General features: G+C 68.4%; 22 protein-coding genes. 2 read left to right on the forward strand and 20 right to left on the reverse strand.

Annotated elements, in window-relative coordinates; all coding sequences use genetic code 11:
• Positions 1-60: 60 nt before the first annotated feature.
• Positions 61-1,824 (reverse strand): DNA helicase RecQ, encoded by a 1,764-nt coding sequence (gene recQ, locus ILT43_RS17145; protein ID WP_204200207.1) that lies wholly within the window; start codon positions 1,822-1,824, stop codon positions 61-63.
• 102 nt (positions 1,825-1,926) lie between these two features.
• On the opposite strand from recQ, the gene ILT43_RS17150 reads away from it, so the two are divergent.
• Positions 1,927-2,199, forward strand: coding sequence for a GNAT family N-acetyltransferase (locus tag ILT43_RS17150; protein ID WP_204200208.1), 273 nt, complete (start codon positions 1,927-1,929; stop codon positions 2,197-2,199).
• Positions 2,200-2,211: 12 nt separating this feature from the next.
• On the opposite strand, the gene ILT43_RS17155 is transcribed toward ILT43_RS17150, so the two are convergent.
• The 3 genes from ILT43_RS17155 to ILT43_RS17165 form a co-directional block, all read right to left on the reverse strand.
• Positions 2,212-2,778: a hypothetical protein gene (locus tag ILT43_RS17155; RefSeq protein ID WP_204200209.1), complete on the reverse strand. Its 567-nt coding sequence runs from the start codon at positions 2,776-2,778 to the stop codon at positions 2,212-2,214.
• 2 nt (positions 2,779-2,780) lie between these two features.
• Positions 2,781-3,359 carry a ComF family protein gene (locus ILT43_RS17160; RefSeq protein WP_204200210.1) on the reverse strand — a complete coding sequence of 193 codons (579 nt, stop codon included), beginning with the start codon at positions 3,357-3,359 and terminating at the stop codon, positions 2,781-2,783.
• Between the two features lie 75 nt (positions 3,360-3,434).
• Entirely contained in the window at positions 3,435-5,249 is a 1,815-nt protein-coding gene (locus ILT43_RS17165; protein ID WP_204200211.1) for an ABCB family ABC transporter ATP-binding protein/permease, read from the reverse strand.
• Between the two features lie 135 nt (positions 5,250-5,384).
• On the opposite strand from ILT43_RS17165, the gene ILT43_RS17170 reads away from it, so the two are divergent.
• Entirely contained in the window at positions 5,385-5,615 is a 231-nt protein-coding gene (locus ILT43_RS17170) for a hypothetical protein (protein WP_204200212.1), read from the forward strand.
• Here the strand turns inward: ILT43_RS17170 and ILT43_RS17175 are convergent, their stop codons facing one another.
• From ILT43_RS17175 to fliF, 16 genes are all read right to left on the reverse strand, one after another.
• Positions 5,616-6,017, reverse strand: coding sequence for a flagellar protein FliS (locus ILT43_RS17175; RefSeq protein WP_204200213.1), 402 nt, complete (start codon positions 6,015-6,017; stop codon positions 5,616-5,618).
• A 1-nt stretch (position 6,018) separates the two neighbouring features.
• On the reverse strand, positions 6,019-7,464 hold the full coding sequence (fliD, locus tag ILT43_RS17180) for a flagellar filament capping protein FliD (RefSeq protein WP_204200214.1): 1,446 nt from the start codon (positions 7,462-7,464) through the stop codon (positions 6,019-6,021).
• A gap of 48 nt (positions 7,465-7,512) precedes the next feature.
• Positions 7,513-8,646, reverse strand: a complete 1,134-nt coding sequence (locus ILT43_RS17185; RefSeq protein WP_204200215.1) for an EscU/YscU/HrcU family type III secretion system export apparatus switch protein — start codon at positions 8,644-8,646, stop codon at positions 7,513-7,515.
• On the reverse strand, positions 8,646-9,419 hold the full coding sequence (gene fliR / locus ILT43_RS17190; RefSeq protein WP_343283980.1) for a flagellar biosynthetic protein FliR: 774 nt from the start codon (positions 9,417-9,419) through the stop codon (positions 8,646-8,648). Before fliR ends, ILT43_RS17185 begins: the two co-directional genes overlap by 1 nt.
• Before the next feature lie 226 nt (positions 9,420-9,645).
• On the reverse strand, positions 9,646-9,915 hold the full coding sequence (gene fliQ / locus ILT43_RS17195; protein WP_204200217.1) for a flagellar biosynthesis protein FliQ: 270 nt from the start codon (positions 9,913-9,915) through the stop codon (positions 9,646-9,648).
• Between the two features lie 62 nt (positions 9,916-9,977).
• Positions 9,978-10,739 carry a flagellar type III secretion system pore protein FliP gene (gene fliP, locus ILT43_RS17200; protein ID WP_204200382.1) on the reverse strand — a complete coding sequence of 254 codons (762 nt, stop codon included), beginning with the start codon at positions 10,737-10,739 and terminating at the stop codon, positions 9,978-9,980.
• A gap of 68 nt (positions 10,740-10,807) precedes the next feature.
• On the reverse strand, positions 10,808-11,104 hold the full coding sequence (locus ILT43_RS17205) for a flagellar biosynthetic protein FliO (protein ID WP_204200218.1): 297 nt from the start codon (positions 11,102-11,104) through the stop codon (positions 10,808-10,810).
• 6 nt (positions 11,105-11,110) lie between these two features.
• The gene (gene fliN, locus ILT43_RS17210; RefSeq protein ID WP_055846664.1) at positions 11,111-11,401 is read right to left on the reverse strand and encodes a flagellar motor switch protein FliN; all 291 of its coding nucleotides are present in this window, start codon (positions 11,399-11,401) and stop codon (positions 11,111-11,113) included.
• Complete coding sequence (locus ILT43_RS17215; RefSeq protein WP_204200219.1) at positions 11,398-12,330, reverse strand: flagellar motor switch protein FliM; 933 nt, start codon at positions 12,328-12,330, stop codon at positions 11,398-11,400. The genes fliN and ILT43_RS17215 overlap by 4 nt, the downstream gene beginning before the upstream one ends.
• A gap of 3 nt (positions 12,331-12,333) precedes the next feature.
• Complete coding sequence (locus ILT43_RS17220; RefSeq protein WP_204200220.1) at positions 12,334-12,987, reverse strand: flagellar basal body-associated FliL family protein; 654 nt, start codon at positions 12,985-12,987, stop codon at positions 12,334-12,336.
• Positions 12,988-13,005: 18 nt separating this feature from the next.
• The gene (locus tag ILT43_RS17225; protein WP_204200221.1) at positions 13,006-15,429 is read right to left on the reverse strand and encodes a flagellar hook-length control protein FliK; all 2,424 of its coding nucleotides are present in this window, start codon (positions 15,427-15,429) and stop codon (positions 13,006-13,008) included.
• Positions 15,430-15,463: 34 nt separating this feature from the next.
• Positions 15,464-15,892 (reverse strand): hypothetical protein, encoded by a 429-nt coding sequence (locus tag ILT43_RS17230; RefSeq protein WP_204200222.1) that lies wholly within the window; start codon positions 15,890-15,892, stop codon positions 15,464-15,466.
• Between the two features lie 10 nt (positions 15,893-15,902).
• On the reverse strand, positions 15,903-17,222 hold the full coding sequence (locus ILT43_RS17235; protein ID WP_204200223.1) for a FliI/YscN family ATPase: 1,320 nt from the start codon (positions 17,220-17,222) through the stop codon (positions 15,903-15,905).
• Entirely contained in the window at positions 17,216-17,956 is a 741-nt protein-coding gene (locus ILT43_RS17240; RefSeq protein ID WP_204200224.1) for a FliH/SctL family protein, read from the reverse strand. The genes ILT43_RS17235 and ILT43_RS17240 overlap by 7 nt, the downstream gene beginning before the upstream one ends.
• Positions 17,949-18,965, reverse strand: a complete 1,017-nt coding sequence (gene fliG / locus ILT43_RS17245; RefSeq protein WP_204200225.1) for a flagellar motor switch protein FliG — start codon at positions 18,963-18,965, stop codon at positions 17,949-17,951. Before fliG ends, ILT43_RS17240 begins: the two co-directional genes overlap by 8 nt.
• Complete coding sequence (gene fliF, locus ILT43_RS17250; protein ID WP_204200226.1) at positions 18,962-20,653, reverse strand: flagellar basal-body MS-ring/collar protein FliF; 1,692 nt, start codon at positions 20,651-20,653, stop codon at positions 18,962-18,964. Before fliF ends, fliG begins: the two co-directional genes overlap by 4 nt.

Here is a 20,653-nt window from a genome sequence, read left to right on the forward strand (position 1 = left end):
TCCGCAAAGGGCTTTTTGCGGAGAGGCTCTACCGCGACCCGTGAGCCCGCTCCCCGCGGATCACCCGGCGTCGCGGATCACTTGCAGGAACGCATCGCCATAGGCGTCCAGCTTGCGCGCGCCGATGCCTGACAGCAGCGACAGCGCCGCCCGGCTGTTCGGCCGTTGTGCCGCCATATCGCGCAGCGTGGAATCGTGAAAGATCACATAGGGCGGCACTCCCGCCTCCTTCGCCAGATCGCGGCGGCAGGCACGCAGCGCCTCGAAAAGCGGATTATCGGCCGCATTCGCCGCCACGGGTGTACCGCGCCGCCGTCGCTCGCGCTTGGGCGGCACGATGACGGACAGCGCCGCCTCGCCTTTCAGCAGCGGCTTGGCGCCCGGCCCGAATTCCAGCCCGCCATGCGCGTTCGTGCGCAGTGCGTCGCGCAGCAGCAGGGCGCGCACCACCGGCTTGACCAGCGCCGCCTCGTCGGCGGTCGCGATGCCCCACACCGACAGCGCCTCATGTCCGTTGGTCAGGCTGCGCTCGGTCGACTGGCCGAGCAGCACCTGCTCGATATAGCCCGCGCCGAACAGCTGCCCGGTGCGAAACACCGCCGACAGGAACTTGCGAGCGGTTTCCGTCGCGTCGACCGCATCGCTCGACCCCAGGCAATTGTCGCAATTGCCGCAGTCCTCGGTGGGGTTCTCTCCGAAATGCTTCAGCAGGATGCGGCGGCGACAGCCTCCCGTCTCGACCAGAGCGCCGAGCGCGGCGAGGCGGGTGCGCTCGCCCGCCTGACGCTCCGGCTCGACCTCGCCGATGCGCTGGCGGGCGCGGGCGAAATCCTCCGCCCCCCAGAACAGGTGCGCGACCGAGGGATCGCCATCGCGCCCGGCGCGGCCGGTTTCCTGATAATAGGCCTCGATCGATTTCGGCAGGCCGGCATGCGCGACGAAGCGCACGTCAGGCTTGTCGATCCCCATCCCGAACGCGACCGTGGCGCAGATGACCATGTCCTCGCTCGCGACGAAATCCGCCTGGTTGCGCGCGCGGATCGCCGGGTCGAGGCCGGCGTGATAGGCACGTGTCGGCCGGCCGGTGCGCGCCAGTTGCTCCGCCAGCTTTTCGGTCGCGGCGCGGGTCTGCGCGTAAACGATGCCGGGGCCGGGATTGGCGGCGATCAGGTCGGCGATCTGCCGCGCAATCGTGTCGCGGGCAGATATGCTGTAGCGAATATTGGGCCGGTCGAAGCCTGACACGATCATCCCGTCCGTGGGGATGCCGAGCTGCTTGGCGATGTCCGCCCGCGTGTGCGCGTCGGCGGTCGCGGTCAGCGCCAGCCGCGGCACTTCTGGGAACGCCTCCATCAACGGGCCGAGCAGGCGATAGTCCGGGCGGAAGTCGTGCCCCCATTCGCTGACGCAATGCGCTTCGTCGATGGCGAACAGCGACAGCTTCGTCTGCATCAGCAAGTCGCGGAAATGCGTGCCCGACGCCCGCTCCGGCGCGACGTAGAGCAGGTCCAGATCCCCCGCCTTCAGCCGGGCGATCGTCTCGGCGCGGTTCTCGTCCACCGAGGTCAGCGTCGCGGCGCGGATGCCAACGGCGGTCGCGGCGCGCAACTGGTCGTGCATCAGCGCGATCAGCGGTGAGACGACGACGCACGTCCCCTCCAGCATGACGGACGGCAGTTGATAGCAGAGCGACTTGCCCGCGCCGGTCGGCATCACCGCCAGCGTCCGCTCACCCGCGAGCACGCGCTCCACCACGTCCGCCTGGACGCCGCGAAACGCGGGGAAGCCGAAAACCTTGCTGAGAATGGGGAGGGGATCGAGCATCGTCGTCGGCGCATGTAGCGACGCTGGCCCCGTGGGTCGAGGTTTGCGGTCGGCTTTCCGCTGCGGGTTGAACCCGGTCCGGCAGAGGGGCATCTAGTCCGCATGAACGAAGTACGCGACAACCGGGCCGAACAGGAATTCACGTTGGAGGTGGACGGCGAACGCGCCGTCGCCGCCTATCAACTCTATGGCGACGAGATCGTCTTCACCCACACCGTCGTGCCCCCCGCGATCGAGGGGCGCGGCGTCGGCAGCCGCCTGATCCGCGTCGCCCTCGACAGTGCCCGCGACCGGGGGCTGAAGGTCGTGCCGCAGTGTCCGTTCGTCGCAGATTTCATCCGCAAGCATCCGGGCTATCGGGATCTGGTGGCGTAAGGCGGCCCGCGATCAGAGCGCCAGCGCCCCCTGTCGGTGGCGCAGCGCAGCCATTCGTTCGGTCAGCCGCATCTTCTGCTCGGCCTTCTCGCGTGCCGTCGCGGACATCATGTCTACCAGCCGTTCCAGACCGTCGATGTCGGCGACTTTCACGAATTCCTTGTTCTTGTTGACGAAGACCACCGATGTCTTGTCCTGACCAAGCAATTCGATGACGTTGGACAGGGTACCCGTGCTTCGCGAGTCCCAGATCATCAGCCCGTAATCCGCGGCCTCCGCCATTGCGATGTCCTTGGCCGTGAACCAGCGCCGGGTGCCGGACGGTGCATCCGGATAGATGTGCTCGAGCGGCCATTCGCCGACGTTGTTGCGCGGTGTGTCGCCGCTGCAAAAGACCGTCACCGCCCGTGCGCCGCGGTCCGCCAGCACGCGCTGGATCGCGGTGTCCGCACCGTCCGCGTCGCCGACGACGATCGCCAGGTCGCGTTCGACGGCCTTTCCGATCCGCTCGCAGATCGCCGGGTGCAGCCGGCTGATGGCGATCGATCCGGCGATGAATACGGTTTCGCGCTTCGGCATCGTCATCTCCAGGTCAGCACCGCGACGTAGATTTTGCCGATCTTTCCCGATCTCCTCAACGCCGTGCAAGCCGCATCGAGAGACGCTCCAGAGTGGATCAGATCGTCGACCAGCAGGATGTCGAACGGCCCGGGTCCTACACCAGCGGCATTCGTCGAGAACGCGACGGCAAGCGCGGCATCCTTCTCCTGACGGGTGTTGAGGTTCTTGATCGGCGATGTCGAACTTTTTAGCAGGAAGCCAGCGTTCACCGGGCGGCCGAGTTGCTTGCCCACCTCAACGGCCAGCTCCGTCACCGGCTGGCGTGGCCGCACGTTCGATGCGGCCATCGGAACGATGAAGTCGATCTTCCCGAAGGACTGTTTGACGCCGCGTGAGAGTTCGATCGCCAGCGGTACGATGTTGCCCCATTGTAACTTGTACTTCAGCAAGTACAAAGCTTCGCCGACATCGGTGCGGAGCGTCTCGTATTGAGGGTGCCCGTGTTCGTTCGTGCCGACATGGGTGCTGGACACCGAATGCTTGTCGAGAACGAACCCCTTGTCCCAGTTGCCGGTAATCGTTTTCGGGTTGATCTTCATGCCTTCTCCCTCTCGGGATCAGGATGATGGCCGGTCCGACCACGCTCAAATCGAAGCTGCTCCGTTTCGGAGCTATTACTCGGCCGCCAGCGCCTCGTCGCGCTCGCGGGCCTGACGTGCCCACATCTCGGCATACAGCCCGCCGCGCCGCAGCAGTTCGGCGTGCGTGCCGCGCTCCGCCACCCGGCCACGGTCGAGGACCGCGATCTGGTCGGCGTCGACCACCGTCGACAGGCGGTGCGCGATGACGATCGTGGTGCGACCGCGCTCCACCGCCTCCAAGGTCGCGAGGATGTCGGCCTCGGTGCGGCTGTCGAGCGCGCTGGTTGCCTCGTCCAGGATCAGGATCGGGGGGTTCTTCAGCAGCGTACGGGCGATCGCCACGCGCTGTTTCTCGCCGCCCGACAGCTTCAGGCCGCGCTCGCCCACTCGGGTGTCGTAGCCGTCCGGCTGGCGTTCGATGAAGCCGGCGATCGCCGCGCCCTCGGCGGCGCGCGCGACCTCGTCCGGACCTGCGCCCTCGCGGCCATAGGCGATATTGTAGCCGATCGTGTCGTTGAACAGCACGGTGTCCTGCGGCACGATGCCGATCGCCGCGCGCAAGGACGCCTGAGTCACCGCGGCGATATCCTGACCGTCGATCGTGATCCGCCCGGTGCCGACATCGTAGAACCGGTACAAGAGCCGCGCGAGCGTGGATTTGCCCGCGCCCGAGGGGCCGACCACCGCCAGCGTCGTGCCCGCGGGCACGTCGATGTCGAGGCCGTCGAGGATCGGCCGCCCCTTGTCATAGCCGAAGCTGACCCCCTCGAACCGGACATGCCCGTGCGCCACGTCCAGCGGTGTCGCGTCGGGCGCGTCGGTCACGTCGGCGGGCGTATCGACCAGTGCGAACATGCTCGCCATGTCGATCACGCCCTGACGGATCGTGCGATAGACCATGCCGAGCAGGTCGAGGGGGCGGAACAACTGCGCCAGCAGCGTCGATACGAACACCACGTCGCCAGCCGAGAACGCGCCCCGGCTCCAGCCCCAGGCGACATAGGCCATGCCGCCGCCGAGCATCAGGTTGGTGATGAGTGCCTGACCGATATTGAGCCACGCCAGCGAATTTTCGGACTTGGTAGCGGCCTTGGCATAGGCGTCGACCGCACGCTCGTACCGGCGCGCCTCGCGCTCCTCCGCGCCGAAATACTTGACCGTCTCGAAGTTCAGCAGCGAATCGACCGCATGCGCGACCGCGCCGGTGTCGAGGTCGTTCATCTGCGTGCGCAGGGCGTTGCGCCAGTCGGTGACGATCCGCGTGAACCAGATGTAGACGACGACCATCGCCACCGTCGCCGCGACCAGCCACGGGCCGAAGCTGTGCCAGAAGATCCCGAGCACCAGCGCCAGTTCGAGGATCGTCGGCGCGATGTTGAACAGGATGAAGTACAGCATCGTGTCGATGCTCTTCGTCCCGCGCTCGACCACCTTGGTGACCGCGCCGGTGCGGCGTTCGAGGTGGAAGCGCAGCGACAGCGCGTGCAGATGCCGGAACACATCCGCCGCCAGCCGCCGCGTCGCGTCCTGCCCGACGCGCTCGAACACAGCATTGCGCAGATTGTCGAACAGCGTCGTGGAAAAGCGGGATGCGGCATAGGCGATCACCAGCAGGATGACGATCGTCGCCAATCCCCGGTCGCCGACCGCCATCCGGTCGACCGCGTATTTCAGGGTATAGGCGGCACCGAACACCTGCACCAGCTTGGAGCAGACGACGAGCAGCATGGCGCCGACGATGCGCGCACGCAGCATCGGCTCCCCCGCCGGCCACAGATACGGCAGGAAACGGCGGAGGGTGGGGATCAGCGGCTGGTCTGAACTGGCGGTCGGAGCGGAGGGCGGCATTGCGTCCGTATGTCGTGCGCCCGAGCCTCGCGCGCAACTCCCCGGGCGTTAACCATCATGTCAAGCGCCGTCCGACCTTCGATGGAACCCGTTCGCCGCATCATATGTTGGATAGCACAGGATGGGAGACGCGTAATGACTCCGATGTTTTTCGTGATGGCGATCCTCGGCTGCGGTGACGGTAACACCGAGTGCACCGAGGCGCGGATCGTGCCGGCCCGCTATGCGACGATGGCGCAGTGCCGCGCCGCGCTGCCCGACCAGCTCGCCCGCAATACCGACGTGCCCTTCCCGATGATCGGTGCCGACTGCCGCCGCTCGGGTGCGCAGATCGTCAAGACCGACGCCGCGACGCCGAAGGGCTGATCAGCCCCCCGACGCCGTCCGCCACGCCGCGGCAATCTCGTCGAGCGTGTCGGCAGTGTCACGGAACGGCTGCGGATCGTGACCAATGGACGCGTTGACGATCGTGCGCCGCGCACCGGCATACATCCGCGCCAGCGTCTTCGACACGTCGCCGCCCCGTTCGAAATCCAGCCCAGATTCCAGCGCGAACAGGATGGCGGTCGCGCGTGTCACGCGGTCGCTCTTGACCCGGTACTGCTGTTGTTCGGCGGCATAGGCGGCGGCGCGCAACGCGGCGACCAGTTCGCTGTACAGCAGCTGCACGAGGGCCGGGCCGGTCGCCGCCTGCGCCGTACGGCCGGCGGCGTCGATCTCGCGGTATGTGGACCAGGGGTCGCGGAGCAGGGTGGAAGCATAGGCCATGTCAGCTGCTCTTGTTCCAGGCGGCGATTTGGTTGGTCATGAACGCCTGCGTCGCCTTGTAGGCGGCGACGCGCGCATCCATCGCGGCATATTGCTTGGTCAGGCGGTCCGACGCGGCGGTCGACAGATCGCTGATCTTGGACTGCGCCGTGCTCAGATCCGTCTGCTGCTTGGTGTATCGGGTCGCCGCCGCATCCAGTCCGCCGGTCTTGTTCGTCAGCCGCGTCGCGATGGCGGAGAATGCCGCGGCCAGGCCGCCGCCGCTCGCCCCGGTTCCGTCCGCGAACAGCGCCTCGACCCCCGCCGGATCGGCGAGCATCGCCCTGTTCAGGCGGGCGGTGTCGACGCTCAGCGAACCGTCGCGATTGGTCGATACGCCGATGTCGGCCAGCGTCTGCGGCCCGTTCGTGGTCGATGTCGCCAGCTTCGTCGTGGTCAGCGTCGACAGCGAGCGCGCGATGGCGGTTGCGCTGCTGTCGTTCTTCAGCGTGCCGGTGTTGATGTTGGTTTCGTCGCGAACCATGCTCAACAGCTGGTTGAACGTCTCGACGAAGTCGCTGAGGCCCTGGCTGATCGCGCTGGTCGGCGCACTGGCCCCGAGCGTCACGGGTGTCGAGGAGGTGGAAACCAGGTTCAGCTTTACCCCGTCGATCAGGTCGTCGATCGTGTTGCTCGGTCGGCTGAACCGCGCGCCGTCCATCACCACGACGGCATTCTTCGCGGTCGTGCCGACCGTCGCGCCGCCCGAACCGCCGCCGACGCCCAGCGTCGTAAGGTCGGCCTGCGCACCGTCGGTGCCGGTCTGGTCCACGGCAATCTCGAACGCCTGATCGGCCCCTGATGCGCCCTTGATGGTCAGGCGCTGGCCGGTGCCGTCATTGACGAGTTGCGTCTGGAGGCCGGTGTCCTTCGTGATCTGCTTGGCGATGTCGGCCAGCGTCGCGCCATCGGCGACCGTGATATCGACCGTCCTGCTCGGCGCCAGCGTACCGGATGCGTCGTAGGCGCCGATCGCGACGGTCAACTTGCCGCCCTTGAACCCCTGCGTCGCGGCGACCGGCGTATTGGTGGTGGCGGCCTGCGCTTGCGCCAGCGATTCGACGGTGATGCTCGCGGACAGTTTCGGGGACACCGCGCCGCCGGTCTTGGTCGTGGCGGTCAGGATGCTGCTGTTGGAGCTTTGCGGCGCGGTCGCCAGCGTGCCGCCTTTCACCAGCGACTTCAGCGCGCTGTCGAAGCCGCTGACGGCGCTCTTCAGCTTCGCCACACCGCTGATCTGCGCGGTCAGCGTCTCGCTCTTGCTCGTCAGTTGCGCGGTCTTGGCGGCGAACTGCGCCTGCACCAGGCTGGCGACCAGCGCCTTGGTATCGACGCCGGTGCCGACGCCCAGCGAACTGGCGAGGGAGGCGGTGGCGCTCGTGCCGCTGGTCGCTGTCGTCGTGGCCATCTGCCGCTCCTTCGTTCATTCCGGTAAACGACCGATGACCGGCCGGCTTTAGGATTGTTTGTTGCCGTGCTCGTCGAAACGGGCGCTCGGCGGTACATCGATCCGCGGCTGCGGCAGGGCTCCTCCTCCGGCCGCGGCGTTGAGGCCGAAAACGAAGGCGAGCACGGCGGCGATGGCGACGTACAGATCGTCGCGCACCTCCTGCCCCTCGCGGCTGGTATAATAGACGGCGCGGGCGAGCGCCGGATATTCCAGGATCGGCACCTGCGCGGTGCCGGCGAACTCGCGGATCGCCAGCGCCAGTGCGCCGCGACCCTTGGCAACCACCACCGGCACCTGATCGCGCCCGCGGTCGTAGCGAAGGGCGACCGCGAAGTGCGTCGGGTTGGTCAGGATGACGTGCGCCTCCGCCACTGCGGCCCGCGCGCCGCCGGACAGCATCGCACGCTGGCGCGCGCGCATATGGCCCTTCGCTTCCGCATTGCCCTCGCTATCCTTGTGCTCGTCCTTGATCTCCTGCTTCGTCATCTTCAGCTTGCTCAGCCGCTGGATGATCTGGATCGGGATATCGATGCCGGCGATTGCGAACAGGCCCAGCGCCATCGCGATCAGGATGCCGGTGAAGGTACCCCCGACCTGCCCCAACGCGTCCTGAAGGTTGGACGACGACAGCCCCAACGTCGACCGCGACGCCTTCATCAGCATGTACCCGCCGATGCTGCCGAGCAGGATGACCTTGAGCAGCGATTTGCCGAGTTCGATCCAGCCGTTCATGCCGAAGATGCGCTTCAGGCCGGCGGCGGGGCTGATGCGGCTGAACTTGGGAGCCATCAGCGCGCCGTTGAAGCCGACATGGCCCAGCATCATGCCGCTGACGATCGCCGCGGCGACGCTGACCGCGAACAGCGACGCCATCGGCATCGCCAGCCGCCAGCCGGCCTCGGCCAGCGGTCGCCAGGGCGAGAACTCCTCGACATCGCCGCGCCCGAACTGGAAGCTGGCGGCCATTACCTCCTTGCACGCAGCGAGCAGGGCGGGACCCATGAACACCACCCACGCGACACCGGCCAGCACGACGAACGCAGTCGCCAGATCGCGGGAGCGCAGGACGTTGCCGTCCTCGACCGCCTTTTCCTGGCGGCGTTGGGTTGGGGCTTCTGTCTTTTCGCCGCCCTCCGACATCAGCCGAGCACCAGCGTCTGGACCGCGCCGAGGCTCTCGGAGATGATGATGAGCATGTAATCGCCCATCGCCGGGAAGGCGATCGCCAGCGCGATGACGCCGACCGCGAGGCTGGCCGGCATGCCAACGGAGAACAGGTTGAGGGCAGGGGCCGCGCGGCTCATCATGCCGACGACGATGTTGAGGCAGAGCAGCAGGAACCCGACCGGCAGCGCCAGCAACAGCCCGGCGAGAAACGCATAGCCGCCGAAGAACGCGATCGCCTTGATCTTCTCCGCACCCAGCCACGCCTGACCGGGGGGTAGCGCGTCATAGCTCTTCACCAGCATGTCGACGAGCACCAGATGCCCGTCCAGCGACAGGAACAACAGCGTCAGCATGACGGAGAAGAACTGGCCGAGCGCCGGGGTCGACTTGCCGTTCTGCGGATCGATCGAGGAGGCGAAGCCGATGCCCATCGACCCGCCGATGATCTCGCTCGCGATCAGCGGTCCGGCGAACGCGACCTGAAGGATGAAGCCCATCGAAAAGCCGACCAGCGCCTCCGCCGCGACCGAGACGAAGGTGGTGACAGAGAAGACGGAGGGCGGCGGCACGATCGGATGCGCGGCGAGGACGAGGATGCCGATCGCGCCGGTCAGCGACACGCGCACCACCAGCGGCAACGCCACCGCGCCGAACACGGGCGCGGCGATGAATGCCGCCCCGATCCGCACCATGACGAAGATCAGCGCCCAGAGCTGCGGCTCGATGGCGAGGCCGAGTCCTAACACGGCGCGGCCTGCGAGAGCGCGCACGTTGCGCGCCACGCGGGCAAGCCCGGCCGGCCTCGGCAGGGCCGAGGACCGACGGCGCGGCTTTGCCGCGGCGCTACAACGCTGTGGACGGGAGGCGCGCCGCGGCAAAGCCGCGTCGTCGGACGGGTGCTGCGCCCCGCCGGCCGGGCTTCCGCCCCGGCGTGCGCCGGACGCGGGGGCGTGGCCGCGCTGGCGCTGCGCCTCACTTCACCAGATCCGGGATGCGCTCGAACATCGCGACGGTGAAGTCGCTGAGCAGGCCGAGGATCAGGCTGCCGAAGATCAGGATCGACACCGCCACCACGACCAGCTTGGGCACGAAGGTCAGCGTCTGTTCGTTGATCGACGTCGCCGCCTGCACCATGCCCAGAATCAGGCCCGCGAGCAGCGCCGGCACCAGAATGGGCGCGCTGGCTAGCGCCAGCACCCACATCGTCTGGTTCGCGATCGTGAGGAAGTAATCGGCGTCCATGTCTCGGCGGTCCGCAATCACGAGGGTTGTTCAGGCGCTCCCCAGAAGGGGAGGAGGAGTGTCTAGACCGCGAACGAGTTCGCCAGACTGCCCATCGTCAGTGCCCAGCCATCGACCAGCACGAACAGCAGCAGTTTGAACGGCAGCGAGATGATCGTCGGCGACAGCATCGCCATGCCCAGCGCCATCAGCACGGTCGCCACGACGAGATCGATGACGATGAAGGGCAGGAAGACGAGGAACCCGATCTGGAACGCGGTCTTCAGTTCCGACGTGATGTAGGCCGGCAGCAGGATCGCGAACGGGATGTCCTTGGGACTGGCGAACGGGCCCGCCTTCGCCATGCCGGCGAACATCGTCACGTCCTTCACCCGCGTCTGCTTCGTCATGAAGTCGTGCAGCGGCGCGCCGGCGGTCTGGATCATCTGCGTGCCGGCAAGCTGCCCGGCGGCATAGGGCTGGATCGCGGTCGTGTTGATCTGCGAGATCGTCGGCGCCATCACGAACAGCGACAGGAAGAGCGACAGGCCGACGAGCACCTGATTGGGCGGAGTCTGTTGAAGCCCCAGCGCCTGACGCAGGACCGACAGGACGATGATGATCCGCGTGAAGCTGGTCATCATCAACAGGATGCCGGGCAGGATCGTCAGCAGGCCCATGATGATGAGCACTTGCAGCGACAGCGACAGCGGCGCCGACTGACCCTGCTGCCCGCCGAGCTGGCCGAGCGCGCGGTCGACCGCGTCGCCGACACCCGGAGCGGGCGCTGCGGCCGGGGCAGCGGCCGGCGCCGCCTGTGCCAGCGCCGGGGCCGACACGATCATCGCCAGCAGGATCGCGAGCACGATCCACAACAGCGTGCCGCGCGGGGCCTTGAGGGTAACGGCGAGGCTCACCGGATCGCTCCCGTCCTGATCGGGACCGGAAGGGTCTGGCCCGCATCGATCTTGTCGACCAATGTCACGCCGCCGCGCGCGACCGAGACGAGCAGGTTCCTGCCCTCGAACTCCAGCACCGCGAGGCGGACGCCGGGGGAGATCATCATCGTCTCCTTGACCACGATCAGCCGCGTCGCCGACTTGCCGGGCATCCGCGTCTCCAGCTTGCGCCAGAGATAGAGGCATCCGATCATCAGGCCGCAGACCAGCGGCAGCAGGACGACCAGTTTCAGGATATAGGACCAGAGCATCGTGGATCAGCCGCGCTTGTCGGGGGAAACCAGTTCGGTCATCCGAACGCCGAAACGATCGCCGACCGTCACGACTTCGCCGCGACCGATCAGCGTGCCGTTGACGAACACGTCGAGCAGCTCGTTGGCCTGACGATCGAGCTCGATGACGCTGCCTTCGCCCAGCGCGAGCAATTCGCGCAGCGTCAGGTTGGTCGAACCGATCTCCACGGTGAGCTTCACGTCGACGTCCTGAAGCAGCCGGAAATTGGCGGCGACGGCGCTGTCGACGGGGAAGCCGCCGGTCATGTCGTTCATTGGTCGGATCCTTCGGGAAAGGCGAGGCTGGTGAGGCGGATGGCGGCGCGGCCGTTGGAGGTGCCGACGGTGCCGCAGCCGAGACGGTCGCGGCCGACCATCACGGGGACGTCGGCGTTGATCGAGATCGGGATGACGTCGCCGGGCTTCAGGTCCATCAGCTTCGTCAGCGCCACCACCGGCTCGGCGAGCACGGAGCGGACGGGAAAGCGAACGGCCATCGTCGCGCGGGTCAGGTTGTTGCGCCAGACGGGATCGGGCTCGGCCTTGTCGAGCACCTTGCCGGTCAGCGTCGCACCGTGCGGCTTCAGCGCCGCGACGGGGTACAGGATGTCGACGAACTGCGGCTGTGCGTCGCCCGCGGCGATGCCGAACCGGGTGACGATGACGGCGTCGTCGGGATCAATGTCGGCATTCGCCTCGGTCCGCTCCGCCTGGAACGCGACGCGGGTCAGGGGTTCCCACGCGGCGGCGAGCGGCGTGGCGATCGCGCGCGCGATCCGTTGCGCCATCGCCTCCGCAGCGGGCGAGAATTCGGTCGGCAGCGGCTGCGATACCGTTCCCGATCCGCCGAAGAACAGGTCGAGCAGTTCGAGCACGAACCGCCCCTCGACCACGCACCACGCCTTGCCGCCGTTCGCGCCGGCCTCCGGCGACATGCCCAGCGGGGCCCAGGCGGTCAGCGCGTCGCCGCGCTCCACCCGGTAGTCGCCGAACCGCTGGACGCTCAGCGGCTCTGCCCAGCAGCGGATTTCCTGACGCAGCAACTGCTCCCAGACCGGGCGCAGCGTACGTGCCAGCCGCGCCGACAGATGTTGCAGCGTATTGAGGTCGCCGAACGGGTTCAGCTTCGCCGCGCCCAGCACCGTCTCCCGCGCGGGCTCGCGCTCGCGGGTGCGTCGATCGGATGTTGGCGGGGCGTTAACCATGCCTCACTGAACAACGAAACTGGTAAAGTAAACGTTACGAATGCCTCCAAATCCCTCTTTTTGCTCCAGCGTGTCGTTGATTGCCTTCACCAGTTTCGCCTGGAGCTGGCGCTTCCCCTCGGTGCTGAAAACCTGTTCCTCGGTGGTGTCGCCCAGCGCCATCAGGATCGCCGAGCGGACCGCGATGTCGTTGGTCTTCAGGTTGGTGATGACCTTGTCGTCATAGGGCGTGGACACCGCGACGCCGACCTGGACGAAGTGCACCGAATCGCGCAGGTTGGAGGTGAAATCCTTCTCCATCGCGAAATAATTGGACGCGAACTTCTCGCCGCCCTCGCCCTCGGGCGTGGGCTTGCCGGCATGCGCGGTCGACGCGCCTTCCTCGCCTTCGCCGCCGCCGTGGCCGCCGCCTTCACCCCCCTCGGCACCCTCGCCGGCCTGCTTCTGCTCGCTTTTCGGGACGAGCTTGGGCTTGTCCGGGTCTTCATGCTCCGCCTTCGCGTCGTGACTGCCGCCGATCATGCCAGATTGCGCCGCATAGACGCCCGCGCCAACGCCGCCGCCGACCAGCACCAGCAGGCCGACGACTCCGATCAACAGCTTCTTCTTCCCGCCCTTCTTCTTGGCGGGCGCGGCGTCTTCCTTGGCTTCGCTCATGGTTCGAACTCCCGAAAATTATGCGATGCGGCCGTCGCCGGTTTCGTCGGCACTGGTCGTCGCGGTGAAACTGTTCCGGCGCACCGGCTGGGCGGCGGATTGGTGGGGCTGTTGCTGCTGGCGCTGCTGGCTGTGCCCCGCATCGGTACCGACGGAGGTCTGCCCCAGCTTCAGGCCGCGCGCTTCCGCGGCTTCCGCAAGTCGCGGCTGCGCCTCCTGAAGCAAGGCGCGCGTCTGCGGCTGATCGGCGGCGAAATGGACGTGCAGCGTGTCGCCGTCCTGCCGCACGCCGATGTCGATCCCGCCGAGCGCGTCGGGCACCAGCCGGATGCGGGTGTCGGCGGCGTTCGCGGCATCCGCGACGGCATCGCGCAACGCCTCGATATGCGCGACCATCGCATGCGGCCATCGCTGGTCCGTCATGTTTAGGCTGGGCTGGTTGCCCCCCTGAGTCGCGGCCACCGCCAGCCGCTCGGCCGGCGCGGTCGTCGCCGCCAGCGCCTCGCTGCCGAGCGTCAGGGTGCGATCCTCGCGCTCGCTGCGCTGCGCCGCCAGCTTGGCGGCACCGAAGACGATGCCGGCGGCGGCTGTGGTGCCGACCGGCGCGGGCGACAGATCGGGGGCTGAAGCCGGCCGCACGGCGTCGGCGCGGGTCTCGATCGCAGGCTTGTCGATGGTACGAGCGGCGACCGGTACCTCTGCTACCGTCACGGGTGTGGTGACGAGCGGAGGAGTGGCCGCAGCCGGCGTGATCGGGGACGCGGCCCCGGTGGTGATCGGCAGGGTCGGAGGCGGCGAGGCCACCGGCGTCGGTGCCGGCGTAGCCGAAAATGCGGGCGGTGTTGCGAGGACCGGTGCCCCATCGCGCGCTCCGACGGGGTCCGGGTGCGATGTGGCGACGGTGACTGGTGCAGGCGCGGTGATCGTGGCGTTCATCGCAGCCGCCATTTCTGCGACCTCGTCGCGCGGCGGCGCCGGTGCGACACCGGCGGGCGCCTTTGGTGCAGGCTGCTGGACCAGGGCGCCGGCGATCGGGACTGCCGCCGCCAGTGCGACGATCGGCGGCGAGACGGGTAGCATGTGGGCTTCGGACGTGGCGGGATTCACGGCATTCTCGGCAGGTGCCGCAACCGTGCTCGGTTTCGCCGCGTCGACCGGCACCGGTGCTGCGTCTACCGGCGCATGTTCCACGATCGGAAGCGATCGCGGGAGCGTCATCGTCGGTGATGCGTCGAGAGCGACGGATATCTGCTCGGGCGCTGGTGGCTTGGCCACGACGGGGTCGGACGTGGGCACAGGCGTCCGGGCGGGCCGCAGCTGCGCGGTCGCTGCCCTGTCCTTCTTGACGCCCACGTGGCTCGACACGCCGACCGGCGCGCTGGCCGACGCCAAAGGCGGCGCAACCTCGGTGACGGGCAGGGTCGCTGGCGACACGTCCGTCGGGGTCGGCGTCGGCGTCGGTGTCAGGGTCGGCAAGACGGGGGCGGACGATACGATCGGCGCGGCGATGTCGGCACCGACGGGCGCCGGGTCGCTCGGTGGCGATTCGGTCGGTCCCCCGGAGTCGGCATCGACAGGCGGCGTGCCGGGCTTCGACGGCGGCGGCGTATGCGCCGCCACGACAGCAGCGGCCGCGACCGGAGGGCCGTCCGCCACCTGTTTCACCGGCATGTCGACATCGACATAGATGATCTCGACCGGCAGCGGGAATTCCTCCGCGACGGTGGGCCGCGGCGCGGGGACGGGCGGAGTGAGGATGGTGGGCGGCACGAACGGCTTGCCACTCGCCGGCGGCATGAGCGGTGGCGTGAGAATGTCGGGCAGAATCGCTGGCGTATCCGCCTGAGGCTGCGGGGCTGCGGTCGGAGCGTCGATCGGTACGGCGGTCGGCGGCGTCAAGATGACAGGCGCAACGGCGGGAGCACCGGCGACCGGTGGGGAGGCAGGGTTTACCGGCGCTGGCGCGGGCGGCGTGTCCGATCGCGGAGCCTTGACGGGCAGCGGGACCTTCGGTGTCGGCATCAGCACCGGTCGCGGATCGCCTGGCGCAACCGGCTTCAAACCCAGCGGCTTGTCGATGATCAGCCCGCACGAGATGGGTTCGTCGTCTGCTGCGTCCGGTGCGGGCTGCGGCATCGACGAGGTCAGGGCCACGGGCAGGCTCTCGCGGGGCGAAGCGTCGCCCGCGGGCGGCAGTGCCGGCGATACGCCCGGCATCGGCAAGCCCTTGCCGGTCGCGGCATTCGGCTGCCGATCGTCGGCCGATCCGGCGACCATCATTGCGGGGAGGTTCGGCATCGACGCGCCGGGCGTCACGTCGCCGGCCACGTCGATGCCCGGCAGCGTGAACACACCGCCCCCGTTCACCGCGACCGGCGCACCGGGAGCGGCAGCGCCCGGCAAAACGGCGAGGCGGAGCGTGGCGGCAGTGGACTGGATCATGACGTGGCAGTGTCCCGGACTTTTCAGGACCCGATCAGCAAGGACCGTGCCGTTTTCCCCGCGGGATGCCCGGCGCGTCTTCCAGCGCGCGCATTTCCTTCATCGTGGCGGCTTGGCGCGCGCGCTCCATCAGCTTCTCGACGGCGCTCTGATCTCGCTTGGCAGCGCGCGTGGCCTCCGTCGCGGCATCGGCGCGGCGCTCGGCCATCTCGACGCGCGTAAAGGCGGCGTCGGCGGTCTTTTGCAGGCGCTCGCGGTAATAGGCGGCGGCGGACAGGCTGTGCGCGCCCGTCGCTTGCGTCGTCGGGGCGACCGCGTCGACCAGCGCGGAGATACGCTGCGTCAGTTGATGCTCGCTCGCGAGCGCTTCTGCATGCCGGACCTCGTCCGCGCGCGCCAGACCGAGCTGGAGCGTGCGGACCCGGTGCAGCCGCGCCAGCATCTTCGACTTGTCGGCGCTCATGCGTCAGGGCTCACGGGGTGCCGAACACGCCGACCAGTTCGGCGGCGGCGTCGCCCAGCGACACCGTCTCCTCCGGGTCCTGCCGGATATAGTCGGTGACGGCGGGGTGGTAGGCGATGGCGGCGTCGATCGCCGGATCGGTGCCGGCCCGGTATGCGCCCATCAGCACCAGATCGCGGTTCTCTTCATAGGTCGCCAGATGCCGGCGCAGCACGCGCGCGGCGGCGAGGTGGTCGTGCCCGGCGATGTCGGTCATCACGCGGCTGACCGAGGGGCCGACGTTGATCGCGGGATAGACGCCGCGCTCCGCCAGCGCACGGCTGAGCACGATATGCCCGTCGAGGATCGATCGCGCGGAGTCGACGACCGGATCGTTGCCGTCGTCGCCGTCCGCCAGCACGGTATAGATCGCGGTGATCGCGCCCGTTCCGTGCGCGTCGGTGCCGGCGCGCTCGATCAAATTCGGCAGCATCGCGATTGCGGAGGGGGGATAGCCGCGTGCTGACGCCGGCTCGCCGAGCGCCAGCCCGATCTCGCGACCGGCATGGGCGACGCGGGTCAGCGAATCCATGATGAGCAGCACGTTCTTGCCCTGCGCGCGAAAATACTCCGCGATGGCATGCGTGCGCAGCGCGCCGCGGATTCGCAGCACCGGCGAGTGGTTGGCGGGTACAGCAACGACGACCGAACGCTTGCGCGCCTCACCCGCGACCTTGGTATCGAGGAAGTCGGCAACCTCGCGGCTACGCTCGCCGATCAGCCCGATGACGATCACGTCGGCCTTGGCGGCGCGGACCATCATGCCGAGCAGCACCGACTTGCCGACACCGGAGCCGGCCATGATGCCGATGCGCTGGCCCTTGCCGACCGTCAGCAACCCGTTGATCGCGCGGACGCCGACATCGAGCGGCTCCAGCACGCGGCCACGGTCCAGCGGTCCCTGCAACTTGCCCGCCAGCGGCCAGGTCTGCGCGCCGCGGATCGGGCCCAGCCCGTCGATCGGCTTGCCAGCGCCATCGACCACGCGGCCCAGCATCGCGTCGCCGACCTCCGCCTCGCCGGCCGCACCGAGCGGCCGCACCAGCGCCTTCGGCAATAGCGGCGCGGGGCCGCCCAGATTCATCAGCAGCGTACGCTCGCCGCGAAAGCCGATGACTTCCGCCTCCACCGTGTCGCCGACCATACAGACGGTGCCGACCGGCAACGACAGCCCGACCGCCTCCATCAACAGGCCGTCGCACGACATCAGCCGGCCCGACACCTTGGCGGTGGGGCGGAAATCGGCATTGGCGAGCGTGTCGAGGTAATCGGCGGCGAAGCGGTTCAGCATGCGACGGCACCCTGCGGGAGCGGCACGCGATCGATCGCGTCGGTCAATTGCTCCAGCCACAGACCGGGTCCGTCCTCGACCATCGTCGAGGCGCTTTCGAGGACGAAGCTGCCGCGTGCGACATGCGCGTCCCCGACCGCGAAGATGGTCGCGGGCAGGCGCCCCTCCAGCAGTGCGACATCGTCCGGGTGGACGCGCAGCATCGCGGACTCTTGCGCATCGGCCAGCATCCTGGCGGCGACCTCGACCCGCGCACTCAGGCGATCGGCGGCGACGCCGACATCACCGACGACGCGGGTGACGAGCAGCATGACGGTCTGGCGAAGCTGCGCGGCGATCACGGTGCGGTCGATACGATCTGTGGAAAGTTGCCCGGCGATGCCCTGGATCAACGCCGCATCGCGGTCGCGCTCGGCCCCCGCCAGCGCCGTGGCGTCGGCCAGCCCCTCTGCATAGCCTTCCGCCCGCGCGGCGGCGACGGGGTCGACGAGCGGCTGCTCCGCAGCGGGTGCGCATGCATCGAGCGGGTTCCAGCCCGCGGTGGGGTTGCTGCCCGGATTGGCGGGCGAGAAGTGGCGCGGCATCCCTCCGCTCGCCGTCGCGATCCGGTCGCGCGGGTCGGACGGCGCGAAGCCCCCCGGCGGGGAGAAGGCTGCCTGCAACAGGCCGGCTGCAACTTCGTGGCGCGCGGCGAACCCCGCGACGAAGCCGCCGGAAGGCTGAAAGTCAGACATAGTCGTCCTCGCCTGCGCCCATCATGATCGTGCCGTCCTTGGCCAGCGTGCGGGCGACGGCGATCATTGCCTTCTGCGCCTCCAGCACCTCGGCCAGCTTCATCGGGCCGCGCGATTCCATCTCGTCGCGGATACCGTCCGCGGCGCGGGCCGACATGCAGCCCAGGAAGCGTGCCCGGATCGCCTCGTCCACGCCCTTCAGCGACTTGACCAGCACTTCGCCGTCGACGTTGCGGATCAGCGTCGCCAGGTTCTTGTCGTCCATCTCCAGCAGGTTGTCGAAGACGAACAGCGCCTCCTCGATCTGCTTGGCGACATCGCGGTCGATCTTGAACAGCTTGGGCATGACCCGCTGCTCGGTCGCCTTGCGCGCGCCCGACAGGATCTTCGCCGCCTCGCGTGCGCCGCCCAGCATCACGGTCGAGCTGCTGCCGCCGGTCCGCCGCGACAACACGTCCTTCAGCGTCTCGACCGCATCGGGCGTGATCGGGCCCAGCTTGGCGATGCGGTGCAGGATGTCGGGCTGGGCCACCTCCGGCATCAGCTCCAGTACCTGACCACCGATCGCAGGATCGAGATTGGCGATGACGACGGCGGCGATCTGCGGATGCTCCTTCTCGATCATCGACGCGATCTCGTTCGGCTCCATCCAGTCGAGCAGTTCCAACTCGCACGCCGCCTCGGGCGGCGTGATGCGCGCCAGCACGCTCTCCGCCTTCTCGGGGCCGAGCGCACGGTTCATCACCGCCTCGATCTGCGGACCCGGATCGAAGGTGATGCCGGTCCGGTCGCGGGCGCGGCCGACGAAATCGTCGAGGACATGCTCGACCTCCTCCTCGGACACGTCGGCGACGGCGAACATCGCGCTGCCCAGCTGGCGAACCTCGTCGGGCTCCAGTTTTTGAAGGATCGCTGCGGCCTCTTCCTCGCCGACGATCATCATCAGTACGGCGGCGCGTTCGATTCCGGTATAGCTGCGGGGTGGTGCCCCGGCGGCGGCTTCGCTCACTTCGCGTCCGCCTTGATCATGTCGCGCACGGCCAATGCAGCGCGGGCGGGATTGTCCCGCGTGAAGCCGCGCACCGCACCGATCCGCTCGTCATAACCGCGTGAATTCTCCATCTGGTCGAGGCTGACGGGGGCGGTGACGACCGGCACGCCGTCCGGACCGACCGTGGTCACGCCCGCGCCGAGGGCACCAAGCGGGGCGCCGGCCTGCGCCGCACCCGGCATCGCATCGTCGCGCTTCTTCATCAGCGACTTGGCGAGCGGGCGGACGCCGAGCAGCAGCACCAGCAGCACGATGACGACGGCGGTCAGGTTGCGCGCCACCATCGGCAGCCACGCGTTGTCGTACCACGCGGGAGCTACGACCGCGTCGGTCGAGCCGGCGAACTTCTTGCTGATGACGGTGACCTGATCCTGACGATTGGCATCATAGCCAACGGCGCTCTTCACCAGATCGGTGATCTGCGTGATCTCCATCGCGGTCCGCCGACCCTTGTCGGGCTCGCGCAGAACGACGGCGACCGACAGGCGCTTGATCGATCCCGGCGCAGCGCGCGTGACGGAGACTTCGCGGCCCAGATCATAGGCGCGCTGGTAGCTGTCCGACTGTTTCGCGGCGTCCGGGGCGGGACCGCCGGCAACCGGCTGCGGTCCACCACTCGCGCCGACCGCAGGCGTCGGGACCTGCAAGGTCGAGGCGGGCGGCGGCGTATTCGACAGTGCGCCGGGAATGCCGCCGGGCGCCTGCCCGCCGGACGCCTGATTGCCCGTCCAGTTGCCGGTTTCAGCCCGCAACGCGCCCTGCTTCTCGTAGCTTTCGCGCGTCGCCTGCGTCTCGTCGAGATTGACGTCGGCCTGCACCTCGGCGCTGAAATTGCCCGCGCCGAGCAGCGGCGTCAGCAACTGCGTCAGTTGCTGGCGGTATTTGTCCTCGACCCGGTTCTGCACGTCGAGGCGCTCGTCGCCCGCCGCGCCGAGCGCGTCGCGCCCGCCCGGCTTGGTCAGAAGCGCGCCCGCCTGATCGACGATCGTCACCGAATCGGGCTTCATCCCCGGCACCGACGAGGCAACGAGGTTGATGATTGACGACACCTGCGCGTCGGACAGCGAGCGGCCGGCGTTGAGCTTGACGATCACCGACGCGGTCGGCTCCGCCTTGTCGCGGACGAATACCGATGCCTCGGGTGTCGCGAGATGCACGCGCGCCTCGGCGACGGCGTCGATGTCCTGGATCGACCGCGCCAGCTCGGTCTCGCGGGCCTGACGCAGCCGCTCGCCCTCAACGGCGCGGCTGACGCCCATCGGCAACTGGTCGAGGATCGCGTAGCCGCCGGGTGCCGCCTTGGGCAGGCCCTGCGACGCCAGCAGCATCCGCGCCTTGCTGTACGCGTCTTCGTCGACGGTGATCGCGCCGGTGCCGTCGTCGACATGCGCGGTGATGCTCGCCTGTTCCAGACTCTGCACGACCGCGGCCTTGTCCGCATCGGCGAGACCGGAGAACAAGGTCTTCTGCGGCGGCGTCGACAGGCTGGTCCATGCCAGCGCGGCGGCACCGATCAGGCCGACCATCAGCGCCATCGGCGCGGTCCGGCGCACGGCCGGCTGCGCCATGACGCCCTGGATCTGGCGGAGGGGATTGGCGAACCGTTCGGGGCCGCCGGCGGAGGTGGTGGTGAGGGCGGTGCTCAT

This window comes from Sphingomonas longa (assembly GCF_016892685.1).
GTDB classification, from domain to species: domain Bacteria; phylum Pseudomonadota; class Alphaproteobacteria; order Sphingomonadales; family Sphingomonadaceae; genus Sphingomonas; species Sphingomonas longa.